The 17,869-nt window shown below is 73.2% G+C and carries 14 protein-coding genes and 1 pseudogene; 2 read left to right on the forward strand and 13 right to left on the reverse strand.

What is annotated here, in order from left to right; all coding sequences use genetic code 11:
- Nucleotides 1–9: 9 nt before the first annotated feature.
- The 4 genes from ilvN to ND747_RS23720 all read right to left on the reverse strand — a co-directional run bounded on the left by ilvN (nucleotide 10) and on the right by ND747_RS23720 (nucleotide 5,420).
- Complete coding sequence (ilvN, locus tag ND747_RS23705) at nucleotides 10–537, reverse strand: acetolactate synthase small subunit (RefSeq protein ID WP_251736394.1); 528 nt, start codon at nucleotides 535–537, stop codon at nucleotides 10–12.
- Nucleotides 534–2,357, reverse strand: coding sequence for an acetolactate synthase large subunit (locus tag ND747_RS23710; protein ID WP_285901021.1), 1,824 nt, complete (start codon nucleotides 2,355–2,357; stop codon nucleotides 534–536). The genes ilvN and ND747_RS23710 overlap by 4 nt, the downstream gene beginning before the upstream one ends.
- 287 nt (nucleotides 2,358–2,644) lie before the next feature.
- Complete coding sequence (locus ND747_RS23715; protein ID WP_251736396.1) at nucleotides 2,645–4,471, reverse strand: penicillin-binding transpeptidase domain-containing protein; 1,827 nt, start codon at nucleotides 4,469–4,471, stop codon at nucleotides 2,645–2,647.
- A 322-nt stretch (nucleotides 4,472–4,793) separates the two neighbouring features.
- Nucleotides 4,794–5,420 carry a TetR/AcrR family transcriptional regulator gene (locus ND747_RS23720; RefSeq protein WP_374216311.1) on the reverse strand — a complete coding sequence of 209 codons (627 nt, stop codon included), beginning with the start codon at nucleotides 5,418–5,420 and terminating at the stop codon, nucleotides 4,794–4,796.
- 200 nt (nucleotides 5,421–5,620) lie between these two features.
- On the opposite strand from ND747_RS23720, the gene ND747_RS23725 reads away from it, so the two are divergent.
- The gene (locus ND747_RS23725; RefSeq protein WP_308204681.1) at nucleotides 5,621–6,571 is read left to right on the forward strand and encodes a TIGR03620 family F420-dependent LLM class oxidoreductase; all 951 of its coding nucleotides are present in this window, start codon (nucleotides 5,621–5,623) and stop codon (nucleotides 6,569–6,571) included.
- A gap of 24 nt (nucleotides 6,572–6,595) precedes the next feature.
- Here ND747_RS23725 and gatB read toward each other — a convergent pair whose 3' ends face one another.
- The 4 genes from gatB to gatC all read right to left on the reverse strand — a co-directional run bounded on the left by gatB (nucleotide 6,596) and on the right by gatC (nucleotide 10,346).
- Nucleotides 6,596–8,116 (reverse strand): Asp-tRNA(Asn)/Glu-tRNA(Gln) amidotransferase subunit GatB, encoded by a 1,521-nt coding sequence (gene gatB, locus ND747_RS23730; protein WP_251736398.1) that lies wholly within the window; start codon nucleotides 8,114–8,116, stop codon nucleotides 6,596–6,598.
- A complete protein-coding gene (locus tag ND747_RS23735) occupies nucleotides 8,113–8,388 on the reverse strand; it encodes a hypothetical protein (RefSeq protein WP_251736399.1) in 276 nt (91 codons plus the stop codon). Before ND747_RS23735 ends, gatB begins: the two co-directional genes overlap by 4 nt.
- 79 nt (nucleotides 8,389–8,467) lie before the next feature.
- Entirely contained in the window at nucleotides 8,468–10,036 is a 1,569-nt protein-coding gene (gene gatA / locus ND747_RS23740) for an Asp-tRNA(Asn)/Glu-tRNA(Gln) amidotransferase subunit GatA (RefSeq protein ID WP_251736400.1), read from the reverse strand.
- Nucleotides 10,037–10,049: 13 nt separating this feature from the next.
- Nucleotides 10,050–10,346, reverse strand: a complete 297-nt coding sequence (gene gatC, locus ND747_RS23745) for an Asp-tRNA(Asn)/Glu-tRNA(Gln) amidotransferase subunit GatC (RefSeq protein WP_251736401.1) — start codon at nucleotides 10,344–10,346, stop codon at nucleotides 10,050–10,052.
- A 316-nt stretch (nucleotides 10,347–10,662) separates the two neighbouring features.
- Between gatC and ND747_RS23750 the strand changes: the two genes are divergently transcribed.
- Entirely contained in the window at nucleotides 10,663–11,367 is a 705-nt protein-coding gene (locus ND747_RS23750) for an ACT domain-containing protein (protein WP_251736402.1), read from the forward strand.
- An 18-nt stretch (nucleotides 11,368–11,385) separates the two neighbouring features.
- Here the strand turns inward: ND747_RS23750 and ligA are convergent, their stop codons facing one another.
- The 5 genes and pseudogenes from ligA to ND747_RS23775 all read right to left on the reverse strand — a co-directional run.
- Nucleotides 11,386–13,698, reverse strand: coding sequence for an NAD-dependent DNA ligase LigA (gene ligA / locus ND747_RS23755; RefSeq protein WP_251736403.1), 2,313 nt, complete (start codon nucleotides 13,696–13,698; stop codon nucleotides 11,386–11,388).
- Nucleotides 13,695–14,885, reverse strand: coding sequence for a methionine synthase (locus ND747_RS23760; RefSeq protein WP_251736404.1), 1,191 nt, complete (start codon nucleotides 14,883–14,885; stop codon nucleotides 13,695–13,697). The genes ligA and ND747_RS23760 overlap by 4 nt, the downstream gene beginning before the upstream one ends.
- A gap of 189 nt (nucleotides 14,886–15,074) precedes the next feature.
- Nucleotides 15,075–16,133 (reverse strand): tRNA 2-thiouridine(34) synthase MnmA, encoded by a 1,059-nt coding sequence (gene mnmA / locus ND747_RS23765; RefSeq protein WP_251736405.1) that lies wholly within the window; start codon nucleotides 16,131–16,133, stop codon nucleotides 15,075–15,077.
- Nucleotides 16,134–16,238: 105 nt separating this feature from the next.
- Entirely contained in the window at nucleotides 16,239–17,465 is a 1,227-nt protein-coding gene (locus ND747_RS23770) for a cysteine desulfurase family protein (protein ID WP_251736406.1), read from the reverse strand.
- Nucleotides 17,466–17,512: 47 nt separating this feature from the next.
- Nucleotides 17,513–17,869 (reverse strand): annotated as a pseudogene (locus tag ND747_RS23775) (hypothetical protein); the annotation flags it as partial.

Consider the following 17,869-nt stretch of genomic DNA (forward strand, 5'->3'; position numbering starts at 1 on the left):
CAGCGGTGTTCAGGCCGAGCGCTCGACGGCGCGCAGGCTGCGGTCGGTGATCGAACGCGAGCCACGGCCGAGCGCCACCATGCCGGACTGGACGAGTTCCCGGATGCCGAACGGCTCGAGCATCCGGATCAGGGCGTCCAGCTTGTCGCGGGTACCGGTGGCCTCGATGGTGACCGCGTCGGGGGCGACGTCGACCACCTTGGCGCGAAACAGCGCGACCGTCTCCAGCACCTGAGAGCGCACGGCGAGGTCGGCCCGCACCTTGACCAGCAGCAGTTCCCGCTGCACCGAGACGGACGTGTCCATCTCGACGATCTTGAGCACGTTGACCAGCTTGTTGAGCTGCTTGGTCACCTGCTCCAGCGGCAGGTCGTCGACGGCGACGACGATCGTCATCCGGGAGACGTCGGCGTGTTCGGTCGGACCCACCGCCAGCGACTCGATGTTGAAGCCGCGCCGGGAGAACAGACCCGAGACCCGGGCCAGCACCCCGGGCCGGTTCTCCACCAGCACGGACAGGGTGTGCGTGGTCCTCACAGGTTCACCTCGGCGTCACCGGAGTAGTCGAAGTCGGGCGCGAGGTCGCGGGCAACCCGGATCTCGTCGTTGCTGGAGCCCGCGGCGACCATCGGCCAGACCATCGCGTCGGGATGGACGACGAAGTCGACGACGACCGGCGCGTCGTCGATCGCCATGGCCTTCTCGATCGTCTCGTCCACCTCGCCGGCGGACTCGCAGCGCAGCCCCACACCGCCGAGTGCCTCGGCGAGGCGGACGAAGTCCGGCACCCGCTTGACCCCGGTGCGCGGCGACGCGGGATGCGTGCCGAGCTCGGTGTTGGAGTAACGCTGATCGTAGAACAGGGTCTGCCACTGGCGGACCATGCCCAGTGAGCCGTTGTTGATGACCGCCACCTTGATCGGAATTCCCTCGAGCGCGCAGGTGGCGAGCTCCTGGTTGGTCATCTGGAAGCAGCCGTCGCCGTCGATCGCCCAGACGGTGGCCTCCGGACGACCGACCTTCGCGCCCATCGCGGCCGGCACGGAGTACCCCATCGTCCCGGCACCGCCGGAGTTGAGCCAGGTGTACGGGTGCTCGTAGGCGATGAACTGGGCCGCCCACATCTGGTGCTGGCCGACCCCGGCGCTGAAGATCGTCTCGGGGCCGCAGATGCGACCGAGGCGCTCGATGACGTACTGCGGGGCGAGCGCTCCGTCGGGTGGCGTGTCGTAGCCGAGCGGGTAGGTCCGCCGCCAGCCGTCCAGCGTCCGCCACCAGCCCTCGAGGTCCGGGCGGTCCTCGGCGACCAGCGCGGAGATCAGCTCGTTGATCACCTCCCGGCAGTCACCGACGATCGGCACGTCGGCGGTGCGGTTCTTGCCGATCTCGGCCGGGTCGATGTCGGCATGGATCACGGCGGCCTTCGGCGCGAACGACGCGAGCTTGCCGGTGACCCGGTCGTCGAAGCGGGCACCGAGAGTGATGAGCAGGTCGGCCTTCTGCAGCGCGGTGACCGCGGCGACCGAACCGTGCATCCCCGGCATGCCCAGGTGCTGCGGGTGGGAGTCCGGGAACGCACCCCGGGCCATCAGGGTGGTGACGACCGGGATCCCGGTCATCTCGGCCAGCGTGCGCAGCTGCGCCGCCGCCCGGGCCTTGAGCACGCCACCACCGACGTAGAGCACCGGCCGGCGGCTCGCGCTGATCAGCCTGGCCGCCTCACGCACCTGCTTGGCGTGCGGACGGGTGACCGGACGGTAGCCGGGCAGGTCGAGGGTCGGCGGCCACACCTCGTGCGGCAACACCCGGGTGGCCGCCTGCAGGATGTCCTTGGGCAGGTCGACGAGCACCGGGCCCGGCCGCCCGGTGCCGGCCAGGTGGAACGCCTCGGCAATGGTGCGGGGAATGTCGTCCGCGGACTGGACGAGGAAGTTGTGCTTGGTGATCGGCAGGGTGATGCCGCAGATGTCCGCCTCCTGGAAGGCGTCCGTACCGATCGAGGCGCTCGCGACCTGCCCGGTGATCGCCACCATCGGCACCGAGTCCATGTAGGCGTCGGCGATCGGGGTGACCAGGTTCGTCGCGCCCGGGCCGGACGTCGCCATGCACACCCCGACCCGGCCGGTGGCCTGGGCATACCCCTCGGCTGCATGCCCGGCGCCCTGCTCGTGACGGACGAGGATGTGCCGCACCCGGGTCGAGTCGAACAACGGGTCATAGGCGGGCAGGATCGCACCGCCCGGAATGCCGAAGACCACCTCGGCTCCGACCGCTTCAAGCGAGTGGACGAGCGACTGGGCTCCGGTGATCTCTCGTGTCATCTGGCGTCTTCCTTGAGGCCGTGGAGATGGCGACAGCGAACTGGCGGCAACGGATCTCGTGTCCGGAGGCGGCCATATCGGGTACGAACCCCGCCGGGCACGAAAAAGCCCCTCGTGCCTAGGGCACTGAGGGGCGGCGCACGGAGTCGAGGTCGTCGACTACGAGCGCTCTGGACGTACGAGAAGCATGATGTGCACGGATCCACGGTGCCGGAGTTCCGGCCGTACGTCAAGCAACGCCGCACCTCGACCACCCGGCGGCCCGGCCCACCCGGCCCGGCGGACGACCGGCCCACCCCGGACTGTCGGGCCTTCCGGCCTGGTCAGCGGCCGTTGACCGCAGGGCTGGGGGCAACCTGGCCACCGTCGAGAGCGGTCAGGAAGCGGGCCGCGATCGGGGCGGCGGTCTCGGCGCCGAAGCCACCGTCCTCGACCACGACCGCGAACGCGACGTCACCGCGGTAGCCGACGAACCAGGCGTGCGTCGGCGGCGGGTTGCCGTCGGCGTACTCGGCCGTGCCGGTCTTGCCGAACACCTCGCCGGGCATCGGGACGGTCGCGGCCGTGCCCTCGGTGACCACGGCGCGCATGAAGTCGCGCAGCGGCCCGAGCACGTTCGCCGGGATCGCGTTGCTGCGCGCCGGCTGCCCGGCGACGAACGGCTGGCGCCAGGTGCCGCTGGCCACGGCCGCCGCGACGCTGGCCATCTGCAGCGGGGAGGCCTCGATCCGGGCCTGGCCGATGGACGCCGACGCCGCCTCCGCTCCGTCTCGCGGGGTGGGGAAGCTGCCGCCGAAGCTGGCGATGTCCAGCGGCGACGTGCCGTCGAAGCCGTAAAGCGCCGCGGCCTTCGTCAGGGCGCCCGGGGGCAGCGACTCCTCCAGCCGGATGAAGGCGGTGTTGCAGCTCTTGGCGAACGCGGTGCGCAGCGGGATCGTGCCGAACTGCTCGGCCTCGGCGTTCTGGAACGTCCGCCCGTCCACGCTGACCGACTGGGTGCAGTCCAGCGGGGTGTCCGCGGTCCTGCCGTTCATCAGCGCCGCCGTCGCCGTCACGATCTTGAACGTGGATCCGGGCGGATACTTGCCGCGCACGGCCCGGCTCGCCCCGGTCGCCGGATGGTTCGCCAGCGCCAGCACGCCGCCGGTGCGGGTGTCGATCGCGACCATCGCCGCCGTCGGGCGCGCCGCGGTCGCCAGCGCCTCCTCCGCGGCCTGCTGCACCCGCAGGTCCAGCGTGGTCCGCACGGCCTGCCCGTCGGTCATCGGATAGGTGTGCAGGTTCTGCACCACCTTGCCCGGCACGACCGCGCCCTGCGCGTCGCGGGTCGGTGCCGCGCGTACCACGACCGCACCGCCCTGGGCGCGCAGCCGATCGTCATAGACCCGCTCGAGCCCGGACAGCGGCCCGGTCCGACCCACCAGGTTGCCCGCGAGGTCGCCGGACTGGCGCAGCGGCTGGCCGTCGGCGGCCTCCAGCTCGCCGCGGTGCCCGGTGGACGCGGTCCGGTCCAGCGCCAGCCCCGCCCGCAACGCCGGGTGGACGGCGGGCAGCTCCGCGCGGACCTTCCAGCCACGATCGGTCGAGGCCAGATTCAGCACGCCGGCGTACTCCAGCGGGCTCGGCAGGCCCGACAGGTCGAGCTTCGCCACATACGGCGCGGTGGCCGTGGCCCCGTGCCGGCTGATCGACCCCGGTGTGAACGTCGCCCCCGTGACCAGCAGCCGGTCGCGGACGTCGGCCATCGTCGTCAGCAGGGTGGCCACGCTCGCGCTGCCGGCCACCGTCGCCGCGCTCACCGCGGCCCGTCCGACCCGGTCACCACCGTCCCCCGCCGCGCCCGTCGGGCTCGAGGTGGTGGAGGTACCCGAGGCGGTGGGGGCGCCGGTCGTGGACGAGGCGCCGCCCGCGCCGGGGGTGGCGGCTCCACCGGTGGTCATCACCGCCCGCCAGGCGGTGAGATAGGCCGCCGCCGCGGTCTGGACCCGCTGGTCCGCGGCCCGTTCGTCCGCCCGGTTCTTCAGGACGTAACCGACCCCGCTGGCCGCCGCCAGGACGACCACCACGACCGCGGCGATGATCGCGCGGCGCCGGCCCCGGCCACGACGTCGAGACGCCGACGCAGTGAACCCACCCGGAGTGAGAGGCACGACGACCCGCCCTCCCCTCGCTGACGATGCTCACATCGACCTGAACGGCACGTGATCCGACGGCCGGGAACGGCCGGCCGGACCTCACCCTACGAAGGCCCTCGGGGTTCCGCATCCGACGCGCCGGGTGGCGTCGGCAACCCGACACGCGGTTCGGACACCACCGGAAATCGTGGTCCTCCCAGGCTCATGCCACGCCGGGACAACCCCATCTCACCCAACACTCGACACCAATCCGGACAGAATAATTCGTACCGGGAAAAACAGGCGACGGCACCCGAAGGACATCCGATCGCTCTGTTTCAGCCTATCCGGATATTTGTCAGGAACGCGCTTCGGTCGATCGGGACCGGCCGGCCACCGCATCGACACGAACCCCGTCGAGAGCCAGGGCGAGCAGGCGATCGGCCTGGTCGACGTCCGCGGACCGGGCGGTGGCCAGGGCGATGCCGACCACGAGGTGGACAAGGTCTTCCGAGGTCACGTCCATCCGGGCGGCGCCGGCCTGCTGTGCCTCGGCCAACAGCCGGTCCGCCATCCCCATGATCGGGACATGGCAGTCCGCAACCGGGTATCGCTCGCTCAGACCGGTGTCAGACAGATAGCCGCCAGCCAGCCCCTGATTGACCCGGGCGTGGACGAGCAGCAGACGTAGCCAGCCGGCCAGCGCACCGCCCGCGGGCCCCGTGGCAGCGAGCTCGGCACCCTGACGGCACAGCACGTCGATGCGGTCGGCCAGGACCGCTCCCAGCAGATCTGCGCGGGTCGGGAAATGCCGGTAGAGGGTTCCCTGGCCGACCCCGGCGCGCCTGGCCACCTCGGCAAGGGACACCTGTGGCCCGAACCGGTCGAACGCCTCCCGCGCCGCGGCGAGGACCCGCTCCCGGTTGCGCCGGGCGTCGACGCGCAGGGGGCGCTCGGTCGCCGGTTCGCCCCGCGACGCCATCAGGCCGCCTCCGTTCGCGCGGTTCCGCGGAACACCATGATCACCGATTCCCGGCCGGGCGACAAGCCCGCGGACAGCTACGTACGCCGGATGCCAACGTACGACATAGACAAGTGGACAGCCTGTCCATATAGTGCCGATCCAGGTAAGTGGACAGGATGTCCACTTGCTGGTGGTCGACGCCATGGAGCAGGGAGATACCGGTGACAGTGGAGGAACTACCAGTGCGACTCGGGCGCGTCGGGGTCTGGACGATGGCCTTCGACGGGCAGCCCGCCGCTCGGGTCCGCGAGGCCGCCGCGGAGGTCGAGGACCTCGGCTACGGCGCACTCTGGTTCGGAGAGGGGTTCGGCCGTGACACGGTGAGCCAGGCCTGGCTGCTGCTGTCGGCAACGCGGCGGATCACCGTCGCGGCGGGCATCGCGAACATCGCACATCGCAACCCGATCGCCATGGCCGCGGCGACGCGCGCCCTCGGCGAGGCCCACCCGGGTCGGTACCTGCTCGGGCTTGGTGGGCATCGGGTCGATGACCAGCCGTTCGAGTTCGACGGCGTCCGGATTCCCACCGTCGGCCGGGCGGTGCCCACGATGGGGGCCTATCTGGACGCGATGGACGGCGCACCCGCCCACAGTCTCGCCCCGGAGCCGGCCGTTCCCCGGCTGCTGGCGGCCCTGGGCCCGAAGATGCTCGCGTTGGCCGCCCGGCGCACCGCGGGCGCACACCCGTACTTCGTCCCCGTCGAGCACACCCGCCGGGCCCGCGAGATCATGGGACCGGACGCCTTCCTCGCCGTCGAGCAGGCCGTCGTGCTGGACACCGACGTGCGCCGGGGCCGCCAGGTGGCCACCGCACACGTCGGTATGTACACCTCCGTCGCACCGCACCAGATAGCGAACGTCCGCCGGCTCGGCTTCGGCGACGAGGATCTGCCCGCCGGGCCGGGTGACGCTCCGAGCCGCCGGCTGGTCGACGCCATGGTCGCCTACGGTGACGTCGACGTGCTCCGCGATCGTGTCCGCCAGCACCTCGACGCCGGCGCGGACCATGTCTGCATCCAGGCGCTCACCGCCGACCCCGCAGAGCTGCCCACATCCACCTGGCATGAACTCGCCCCGGCGCTGCTCGACCGTCCGGTCGCCGTCGCCCGGTAGGCCGTGCCACCGGGGCCACCGGGCTCAGGAGACGCCGAGGCGTTCCAGCAGCAGGGCGCGGATCCCGGCCGGGTCGGCCTGGCCCTTCATCGCCTTCATGACCGCGCCGACCAGCGGGCCGACCGCGTTCAGCTTGCCGCCGCGGACCTTCTCGGCGATGTCGGGGGCGCCGGCGATCGCCGCGTCGACGGCGGCGGTGAGCGCGCCGTCGTCGGCGACGATCGCGAGGCCGCGGCCGGAGACGACCTCGTCCGGCGTGCCCTCGCCGGCGAGCACCCCGTCGATGACCTTGCGGGCCAGCGCGTCGGTGAGCTCGCCACCGGCGATCAGCACGGTGATCCGGGCGACGTCGGCGGGCGTGATCACGAGGTCCGCCGGGGCGACCGCGGCGTCGGCGGCGCGCCGCGCCAGCTCGTTGAGCCACCACTTGCGGGCGGCCACCGGGTTCGCGGCGCCGGCGGCCACCGTCTGCTCGACCAGGTCGAGGACCCCGGCGTTGCGCATGTCGACCAGGTCACGGGCGCTGTAGCCGTGTTCGGCGATCAGGCGGACGCGCCGGGCCGCGGGCAGCTCGGGCAGGCTCGCGCGCAGCTCGTCGACGTACTCGGCGGACAGGGCCAGCGGGGTGAGGTCCGGCTCGGGGAAGTACCGGTAGTCGGTGGCCTCCTCCTTCGACCGGCCCGAGGAGGTCCGCCCGACGCTCTCGTCGAAGTGGCGGGTCTCCTGGATGATCCGCTCGCCGTCGTCGAGCAGCACCGACTGGCGGGAGATCTCATAGCGCACGGCCCGCTCGACCGAGCGCAGCGAGTTGAGGTTCTTCGTCTCGGTGCGGGTGCCGAACGGTGCGTCGGGTTCGCCGGGCGCCGGGCGCCGCCGCAACGAGACGTTCGCGTCGCAGCGCAGCGAACCCTGCTCCATCCGCACGTCCGACACGCCCAGCGCCCGGATCAGTTCGCGCAGCTCGTCGACGTAGGCGCGGGCGACCTCGGGCGAGCGGACGTCCGGCTCGGTGACGATCTCGACCAGCGGGATGCCGGCCCGGTTGTAGTCGACCAGCGAGTGCGTCGCCCCGTGGATGCGCCCGGTGGAGCCGCCGACGTGCAGCGACTTGCCGGTGTCCTCCTCCATGTGGACGCGGGTGATGCCGACCCGGTGGATCTCGCCGTCAACCTCGACGTCGAGGTAGCCATCCGTGCACAGCGGCTCGTCGTACTGGCTGATCTGGAAGTTCTTCGGCATGTCCGGGTAGAAGTAGTTCTTGCGGGCGAACCGGCACCAGGGCGCGATGTCGCAGTGCAGCGCCAGGCCGATCAGCACCGCGAAGCGCACCGCCGCCTCGTTGACCACCGGCAGTGATCCCGGCAGGCCCAGGCACACCGGGCAGACCTGGGTGTTCGGCTCGGCGCCGAACGCCGTCGCACAGCCACAGAACATCTTCGAGACGGTGCCGAGTTCGACGTGCGTCTCCAGGCCGATCACCGGCTCGTAGCGGGCGATCACATCGTCGTAGGACGGCAAAGCGCTGGCGGGAGCCGCGGTGCTCACCGGTCGTTCTCCTCGGAGGTCGAATCGGACGGGTCCTCGGTGCCCGGCGAGCCGGCCACCGGCGTCGGGGGCTCGGTCGGCCCAGGCCCACCGCTGCGGGTGTCCCGCAGGTGGACGCGGGTGAGGAACACCGCGGCCGGCAGGCCGATCACGCCCCACAGCAGCAGGATCGGGTTGACCGTCGCAATACCCAGCGCCAACACCACCACGGTGAGCACCCATACCACGACGACCAGCAGCCGATCCTGCCGGCCGCTGCGCAACGTCACCATCGCCGGCCTCCCCGGCTCGCCCCGGCCGTCACACCACCGACGGTCACAGCGTTCGGGCCGGTCACAGCGTCCGGGCCGGTCACAGCGCCGGGGCCTCGTCGAGCAGCGGGTGGCCGCGACGGTCGTCCAGGGCCGCCTCCAAGGCGCCGCCGACCAGGTAGAGCCGGTCGTCGGCGAAGGTCGGCGCCATGATCTGCAGCCCGACGGGCAGGCCGTCCGTGAGCCCGACGGGCAGGCTCATCGCGGGGCCGCCGGCCAGGTTCGACGGGATCGTGCACAGGTCCGACAGGTACATCGCGACCGGGTCGTCCACCTTGGCGCCGATCGGGAACGCCGGCGTCGGCGTGGTCGGCGAGATCAGCACGTCCACCTGCTCGTAGGCGGCGGCGAAGTCGCGGCTGATGAGCGTGCGGACCTTCTGCGCCTGCCCGTAGTAGGCGTCGTAGTACCCCGAGGACAGCGCATAGGTGCCCAGGATGATGCGCCGTTTCACCTCCGGGCCGAAGCCGGCCTCGCGGGTGCGGCTCATGACCTCCTCGGCGCCGGCCTGCCCGTCGTCGCCGATGCGCAGGCCGAAGCGCATCGCGTCGAACCGGGCCAGGTTCGACGAGCACTCGCTCGGGGCGATCAGGTAGTAGGCGGGCATCGCATAGGTGAAGTGCGGGCAACTGACCTCGACGATCTCGGCACCGAGGTCGGTCAGCGTGTCGACGGCGGCGGCGAAGGCAGCCTGCACCCCCGGGTCGTAGCCCTCGCCGGACAGCTCCCGCACCACGCCGACGCGCACCCCGCGCACGTCGCGACGGGCGGCTGCGGCCACCACCGACGGCACCGGCACGTCGACGCTGGTCGAGTCGAGCGGGTCGTGCCCGGCGATCGCCGCGTGCAGCAGCGCCGCGTCGGTGACGGTGCGGGCCAGCGGTCCGGCCTGGTCCAGGGAACTGGAGAAGGCGACCAGCCCGTAGCGGCTGACCGCACCGTAGGTCGGCTTCACCCCGACCAGCCCGCATACGGCGGCCGGCTGGCGGATCGACCCGCCGGTGTCGGTGCCGATCGCCAGCGGCGCCTCGAACGCGGCGACGGCGGCGGCACTGCCACCGCTGGAGCCGCCGGGGATGCGGGTGGTGTCCCACGGGTTGCGGGTCGGCCCGTAGGCCGAGTTCTCCGTGGACGAGCCCATGGCGAACTCGTCCATGTTCACCTTGCCGAGCAGCACCACGTCGGCGGCGCGCAGCCGGGTGACGACGGTCGCGTCGTACGGCGCCTGCCAACCCTCGAGGATCCGACTGCCGCAGGTGGTGGGCATGCCGCGGGTGGCGAGCACGTCCTTGAGGGCCAGCGGCACCCCGGCGAGCGGGCCGAGCGGCTCCCCCGCGGCGCGGCGCTGGTCGATCCGACCGGCGGCGGCGAGCGCGCCCTCGGCGTCGACGTGCAGGAAGGCGTGGACGGTGTCGTCGACCTTGGCGATTCGTTCGAGCGCCGCCCGGGTCGCCTCGACCGCGGACAGCTCACCCGCGGCGATCGCCGCCGCGGTCGCCGCCGCCGTCAGCCGGGTCACGTCGCCCTGTGCCGCGCCGGCGGTGGGCACCGCCGCACCCGTGGTGGGGACGGCCGGGCGGGAGACGGGGGATGTGGGATGGTCGGTCATGCGGGCGGCGACCTCACTCGTCCGGATCAAGGATGCGGGGCACCCGGAAGCGGCCGTCCTCGGCGGCCGGGGCGCCGGCCAGGGCGTCCGCGGCGGACAGCGACGGACGGGCGACGTCCGGGCGGAAGACGTTCGTCAACGGCACGGCGTGGCTGGTCGGCGGAATGTCCGCCGCCGCGACCTCGGCGACCCGGGCCACCGCCGACAGAATCGCCTCGAGCTGCGGCGCCAGTGCGTCGAGCTCGGCGTCGGTCACCGACATCCGTGCCAGCCGGGCGAGATGGGCTACCTCGTCCCGCGTGATCCCCATGATGACGTGCGGCCCCTTCGTGGGCGGTGGGCTCGTGCGGCCCGTGACTGGACGGACGCGTGCCGCGGGCGGTGCGGCGCGGCCTCGGCCGGCTCCCCCGGCCCAACCGTGGACGACCGGGGCGGGACCCGAGACCGCGCGCCATGCCCGCGTCGGCGTGATGTCATCGTACGGCCCGACGGCCGTGACCGGTTCCGCCCGCCCCCGGGGGTTCGGCGGCGGAGGACGCCGGCGCGGCCAGGAGCTGGGGTTTCGTGGCCGCGACGCGTTATCTCGGTGTGACCGGTCGGCTATGCAGCCGACACGCTCTTTGTGCATGCTCAGCTACATGTCGTATCTGATGCGCGTGGTGCTGCCCGACCGGCCGGGCACGTTGGGGGCCGTCGCGACGGCGTTGGGCGCTGCCGGAATCGACATCCAGAGTGTCACCGTGGTGGAGCGCAGCACCGAGGGCGCCGTCGACGACCTGCTCGTCGTGCTGCCCCCGGGTGGGCTTGCGGACCGGGCCCTGAGCGCCGCGCTGTCCGTGCCGGGGGTGAGCGTCGAGTCGCTGCGCCCGTTTCTGGCCGACGGCGGTGCGGTGGCCAACGACCTTGATCTGGCGGATGCGCTGGCCGAGCGGCCGATGGCGGCTCCGGCGACGCTCGCCCGGCTTGCCCCGGGCGTGTTCAACGCGGACTGGGCGGTGCTGTTGGAGCATCTCGATCCCGATGACGTGCGGATCCGGGAGGCGTCGGTCGGCGCGCCCGTGCTCGGCGGGAACGACCTGGGGGTGCCCGAACGGGTTCGGCTCGCGCTGCCCTGGCTGCCGTTGGCGCAGGCCCGAGCGGTGGCGGCCGACGAGGGCGGCTTCCCGGCCCGCTGGCAGGCCGTGGACATGGCGCTGGCCGCCGCACCGGTCGGCCGCGCGCAGGTGGTGATCCTGCTGGGGCGACCCGGCGGCCCGGCCTTCCGCGGCTCGGAGATTGCGCGCCTCGCCCACCTCGCGGGCATCGCCGCCCGCCTCGCCCGCCGGGACTGATCCGCCCGCACCCGCGGCTCAGCCCGAGCTGGCGTCGGCGTCCTGTGCCCGGCCAGTGGCCTCGGCGGCCTCGGCAGGTTCCGTGGTTGCGGTGGTTGCGGTGGTTGCGGTGGTGCCGGCGGCAACGGTCGCCTCGGGCGGAGCGGCGACGTCGGCGACCTCGCGGGCAGCGTCGGCGCCACGTTCGAGCAGGACGGCAAAGCCGTCCTCGTCAAGCACGGGCACTTTCAGGCTGCGCGCCCTGTCGTACTTGGATGCGCCGGGGTCGGCGCCGACGACGACGAACGCCGTCTTCCTGCTCACCGAGCCGGTGATCTTCCCGCCGCGGGCCTGCACCGCCTCGGTGGCACTGTCCCGGCTCCAGCCGGCCAACGTGCCGGTGACGACGACCGTGACCCCGTCGAGGGGACGCGGACCGGCGTCGGCACCGGCGTCGGCGAGGGAGACCCCGCCGGCGCCGAGGCGGGCGACGATGTCCCGGTGACGGTCGTCGGCGAACCAGTCGACGACGGCCCGGGCAATCGTCGGCCCGACGCCGTCGACCGCGGCGAGGGTCTCGGCGGGAGCGGCGGCGATCGCGTCGAGCGAGCGCAGCTCCCGGGCGAGCGCGCGGGCGGCGGTCGGGCCGACATGCCGGATGGACAGGCCGACCAGCAGCCGCCACAGCGGGCGGTGCCGGGCCGCCTCGACCCCGGCCAGAATCTTGTCGATCTTCTTCTGGGCGAAGCCGCGCAGTCCCTCGAACGACTCGGGCGCCAGATGGAACACATCGCCGATGTCGTGGACGCGGCCCGCCTCGAGCAGCGCGATCGCCGTCTCGTAGCCCAGGCCGTCGATGTCGAGGGCGCCCCGGGAGGCCAGGTGGAAGATCGCCTCCCGCAGCTGCGCCGGGCATCGCTCGGTGTTGGGGCAGCGGATGTCCACGTCCCCTTCGGGGCGGACCAGCTCGGTGCCGCATTCCGGGCAGTGCGTGGGCATGACGAACGCCCGCTCGCTGCCGTCACGCAGGTCGACCACCGGGCCGACGATCTCCGGGATGACATCCCCGGCCTTGCGCAGCACGACGGTGTCGCCGATGAGCACGCCCTTGCGGCCCACCTCGTCGATGTTGTGCAGGGTGGCCAACCCCACGGTGGACCCGGCGACCAGCACGGGCTCCAGCTCACCGAACGGCGTGACCCGCCCGGTGCGGCCCACGTTGACCCGGATGTCGCGCAGCTTGGTGGTGACCTCCTCCGGCGGGTACTTGAACGCCACCGCCCAGCGCGGCGCCTTGGACGTCGACCCGAGCCGGCGTTGGAGGGCGAACGCGTCGACCTTGACGACCACACCGTCGATCTCGTGCTCGACGTCGTGGCGGGCCTGCCCCCAGCGGTGCAGGTACCGCACTACGCCCGAGATCTCGCCGAACACCTCGAAGTGGGTGGAGACGGGCAGCCCGAGTTCGGCGAACCGGGCGTAGGCGGCGGACTGTGAGTCGACCTCGAAGCCGCGGTGTTCCCCCAGCCCGTGGACGATCAGGTCGAGCGGGCGGGTCGCGGTGACCCGCGGATCCTTCTGCCGCAGCGAGCCCGCAGCCGCGTTGCGCGGATTGGCGAACGGTTTCCCGCCCCCCTCGACCAGGGAGGCGTTGAGCTCGGCGAACCGGGCGGTGGGGAAGAACACCTCCCCGCGGACCTCCAGCAGTTCCGGCACCGCCGGGCCGCGCAGCCGGGTCGGCACCCGCGCCAGCGTCCGGATGTTCGGGGTGATGTCCTCCCCCGTGCGCCCGTCACCGCGGGTCGCCGCCCGCACCAGCCGACCGTCGGCGTAGACGAGGTCAACGGCCAGCCCGTCGATCTTCAGCTCGCACAGCCAGGCGCCGACCTCGCTCTCCCGGGCCGCCCGCGCCGCCCACTGGTGGAACTCGTCGTCGTCGAAGACGTTGTCCAGCGAGAGCAGCCGCTCCAGATGCTCGACCGGGGTGAACAGGGTCGAGTACGACCCGGCGACCTTCTGTGTCGGCGAATCCGGGGTGCGCAGGTCGGGGTGGCGCTGCTCGATCGCGGTCAGCTCCCGCATGAGCGCGTCGTACTCGGCATCGGCGACGGTCGGCGCGTCCAGCACGTAGTACCGGTAGGCGTGTTCCTCCAGCTCCCGGGCGAGCTCGGCCGCCCGGGCCCGCACCGCCGCCCCGGCCGCCTCGGGCGCGGGGCTCGCCCCGCCCGCGGCGCTCGACTCGACCACGGCGGCCGACTCGACCACGGCGGCCGACTCGGGTTCGACGGCCGACTCGACCACGGCGGTCGGCCCGGCCCCGGAGCTCTTCTCCTCAGGCGCCGACGTGCTCATGCCGGCGCATCCACCAGCATGCGGCCGGCCTGGCGGCAGTGCCGCAGTACCGCCCGTGCCGCGTCGGCGCCGAAACCGGCCAACCCACAGGCGGGTGCCACGGCGACCACCTCCCCGAGCTGCTCCGGCCGGAAACCGAGCCGGTTCCACAATGCGATGACGGGCTCGACGCTACGACGGACCTCTGACAGTTCCGCCGCCCGGCCGGGCGCCGAGCCACCGCCAGTCGCACCGCCAGCAGTCGAGCCACCAGCAGTCGAGCCACCGGTCGTCGACACGATTCCGGCGATGAGCCGTCCACCGGCGTCCACGTACTCGCCGACGAGATCGTCCTCGGCGCGGGTGAGTAGCCCCACGTCCACGCCGACGAAATCCAGCCCGGCCGCCTGCAGCGTCGCGAACGGCACCGCCGGCGCGCAGCAGTGCACTCCCGCCCCGACCGCGCCCGAGGCCCGCACCGCGTCGGCGACCTCCCGCAGCCGCGCGGCGACCAGGCCCTCCTCGACGGCCGGCAGCACCGAGAAACCGCTGGGGGTGCGGACCCGCCCAGCCAGCACCGCAGGCAGTGACGGCTCGTCGAGCTGCACGATCAGCCGTGCACCGGGCACCCGGGCGGACAGCTGTGCCAGATGTTCGACGAGACCCGCCGCCAACGACTCGGCGATCTCCCGGGTCGCGCCGACGTCGGACAGCGCCTTGTGCCCTCGGGGCAGCTCGAGCTGGGCGGCCAGCGTCCAGGGGCCGGCGACTGCGATCTTGAATGGTCCGGCATAGCCTTCGGCGGTCTCCACCAGCGCGTCCAGGTCGCGGACCAGCATGTCCCGGGACCGGCGCAGGTCCAGCCCGGGACGCGGCACCAACCGCCAGCCGGCCGGCTGCAGGTCGACCGGCAGATCCACCAGGATCGCGCTGCTGCGCCCGATGAGGCCGGCCCCCGGCCCGCGCGCCGGCAGTTCCGGCAGGTGCGGCAGGTCCGGCAGCTCGTCGAAGACCAGCTGCTGCGCCTCGACCGCATCGGTGCCGGGCAGCGAGCCGACCCCCGTGGCCGCCCCCGCCGGCCACAACGGCACGACCGCACCCGTCACCGCGGTCTCCCCCTGCCCCACGCCCCGGTCCGCCCCCGCGCCCTGCCCCACGAACCGGCCCTGCCCCACGCCCTTACCCTGCCTCGCATCCTGGCCCGTCATCGTGCATCAGTGTGTCTCGGACCCGGTGTGGCCGTCCGCCGCTCAGGCGCGTCCACATGCCACGTGCCACTCATCCGCATGCGGCCATTCTGGCCGACGCGGCACGTCCTTCGGCGCCGCCCACCGCGGCGACCGCGCGCCGCTGCGCCGCCCGGTGTCGGTCCGGGCGACGTGCGGTGGTGCCGGGGCTCAGCTGGCGGTGGTGCGGATGTGACCGCCGCCGAGGACGCGGTCGCCGTCGTACAGGATGACCGCCTGGCCGGGGGCGGTTCCCCGGACGGGGGCGCCCAACGTGACGACGAGCTCGTCCCCACGGCCCTGCGCCTGCGCTGGCACGACGCCGCCGTGCGCCCGGACCTGGGCCTGGCAGGTGAGGACCCCCTCGTGCGGCCAGACCGTGCGCTCGGCGACGAGCCGGCGCACGTCGAGCGCCTCAGCCGGGCCGACCGTGACGGTGCTGGTGGCCGGGGAGATGTCGAGGACGTAGCGGGGTCGGCCGTCCGGCGCCGGCTGGCCGAGCCGCAGACCACGGCGCTGGCCGACGGTGAACGCGAACGTCCCGTCGTGTTCGCCCAGGGTGGCGCCGGTCTGCGCGTCGCGGATGGGGCCGGGGCGGGAGCCGAGCCGGTCACGCAGCCAGCCGCCGGTGTCGCCGTCGGCGATGAAGCAGATGTCGTGGCTGTCGGGCTTGTCGGCGACGGCCAGGCCGCGGGCGGACGCCTCGGCGCGGACCTGTGCCTTGGTCGAGTCGCCCAGGGGGAAGCGGGCGGCGGCGAGCTGGGCGGATCGCAGGGTGCCGAGCACGTACGACTGGTCCTTGCCGGGGTCGACCGAGCGGCGCAGGGTGCCGTCGGGGTCCAGCCGGGCGTGGTGGCCGGTGACGACCGCGTCGAAGCCGAGGGCCAGGGCGCGGTCGAGCACCGCGGCGAACTTGATCCGCTCGTTGCAGCGCACGCATGGGTTCGGGGTACGCCCGGCCGCGTAGGACGCGACGAACTCGTCGATGACGTCCGCCTCGAACCGCTCGGCGAGATCCCAGACGTAGAACGGGATGCCGAGTCGGTCGGCGGCCCGGCGGGCGTCGCGGGCGTCCTCAAGGGTGCAGCAGCCGCGGGCGCCCACCCGGTCGGAGGCCGGCGACCGGGACAGCGCCAGATGGACGCCGGTGACCTCATGCCCCGCATCGACGGCCCGCGCGGCCGCGACCGCGGAGTCCACTCCACCCGACATCGCCGCGAGCACCCGCATCGCCGCCACCACCTTTCCGTCCGTCAGGGGCGTTCCGTTCGTCCAACCGGAACCGTTCGGCCGTTCCGTTCGGCCGGTCGGCTCGGCCAGTCGGCGTTGGCGCCGTCAGCCGCCGTAGGTTCCGGCGAGTGCGCCGGCCCGGCCGGCCCGTTCGGCCACCGGGCCGATCGCCGCGACGAGCGCGTCCACGTCGGCGGCTCGCGAGGTGTGGCCGAGGGAGAACCGCAGCGATCCGCGGGCCTGCTGCTCGGTGGCGCCCATGGCCAACAACACATGCGAGGGCCGGGCCACTCCCGCCGAACAGGCCGAACCCGTGGAGCATTCGATGCCGCGGGCGTCGAGCAGCATCAGCAGCGAGTCCCCCTCGCAGCCCGGGAAGCTCAGATGGGCGTTTCCGGGCAGTCGCCGCGCCCCGCCTGCGTCACCAGGCTCACCGACGCCGCCTGCAGTGTCCAGCGGCGGGCCGTTCAGGACGGCCGTCGGCACCTGCTCACAGACCCGGCGGACCAGATCGTCGCGCAGCGCCGCCAGCCGCCCGGCCTCGACCGGCGCCTGCGCGCAGGCGGTGGTGGCGGCGGCGGCGAACGCCGCGACTCCCGCGGTGTTCAACGTTCCGGACCGGACGTCACGCTCCTGGCCACCGCCGTGGGTGTGCGGTTCGAGGACCAGGCCGCGGCGCGCGATCAACGCGCCCACCCCGACCGGACCGCCGACCTTGTGCGCGGACACGGTGATCGCGTCGGGACCGTCCGCACCGATGGCGACCGGGATCTGTCCGAAGGCCTGCACCGCGTCGGTGTGGAACGGCACCCCGTACCGGTGGGCGACGGCGGCGAGCCGGGCGACCGGTTGAACCGTGCCGACCTCACTGTTGGCCCACATCACCGACACGACGGCGACGGAGGCGGGGTCACGGGCGATCGCGGCTTCCAGGGTGCTCGGATGCACCAGACCGATCTCGTCGACGTCGAGCAGTTCCACCTGGGCGCCCTGGGCGGCACCGAGCCAGTCGACGGTGTCGAGAACCGCCCGATGTTCCACGGCGCTGACCAGGATGCGCCGACGCGCCGGATCGACGGCCCGGCGCGCCCAGTACAGGCCCTTGAGCGCCAGGTTGTCGCCTTCCGTGCCGCCGGCGGTGAACACCACATCGGACGGCCGGGCACCCAGCTGCGCGGCCAGCGCCTCCCGCGCCTCCTCGACGACCCGGCGCGCGCGGCGACCGCTGGCGTGCAACGACGAGGCATTGCCGGTGTCGGCGAGCACCGCGGTGTACACGGCGAGCGCTTCCGGCCGCATCGGCGTCGTCGCCGCATGGTCGAGGTAGGTCACAGGGAAACAGGGTAGTCGGGCTGCACTGTTCCACGTGGATCCGTCGATCACACCTCGCTCCGACGCGAGCGTTTCTTGCCCGCCACAACGGGACGAACCGGCAGCAACGGTGCGGCGGACCGTTCGGCCAGGCACCCGGCCCACACCCCGATGCCGTAGGCGCCGTCGTCGGCCAGCCGCAGCAGAACGTAGGGGACGAGCCCAACCGCGGGCCGCCGTACCCACCAGTCAGCTGCCAACGGAAGGGTCGCCGCGACGAGCACCAGACCGGACGCCGACCGCACCCGGGCGCTCCCCCGGCCGACCCATCCGCTGCCCCGACCAGCCGGGCCGCCGGCGGCAGCGGCCCGGGAGCTGCCACCGGCGACCAGGGTGCTGCTGGCCGGTGCGCCGCGGGCCAGCGC

The sequence above is a fragment of the Frankia sp. R82 genome, from assembly GCF_023716925.1.
In the GTDB taxonomy this organism is placed as follows: domain Bacteria; phylum Actinomycetota; class Actinomycetes; order Frankiales; family Frankiaceae; genus Frankia.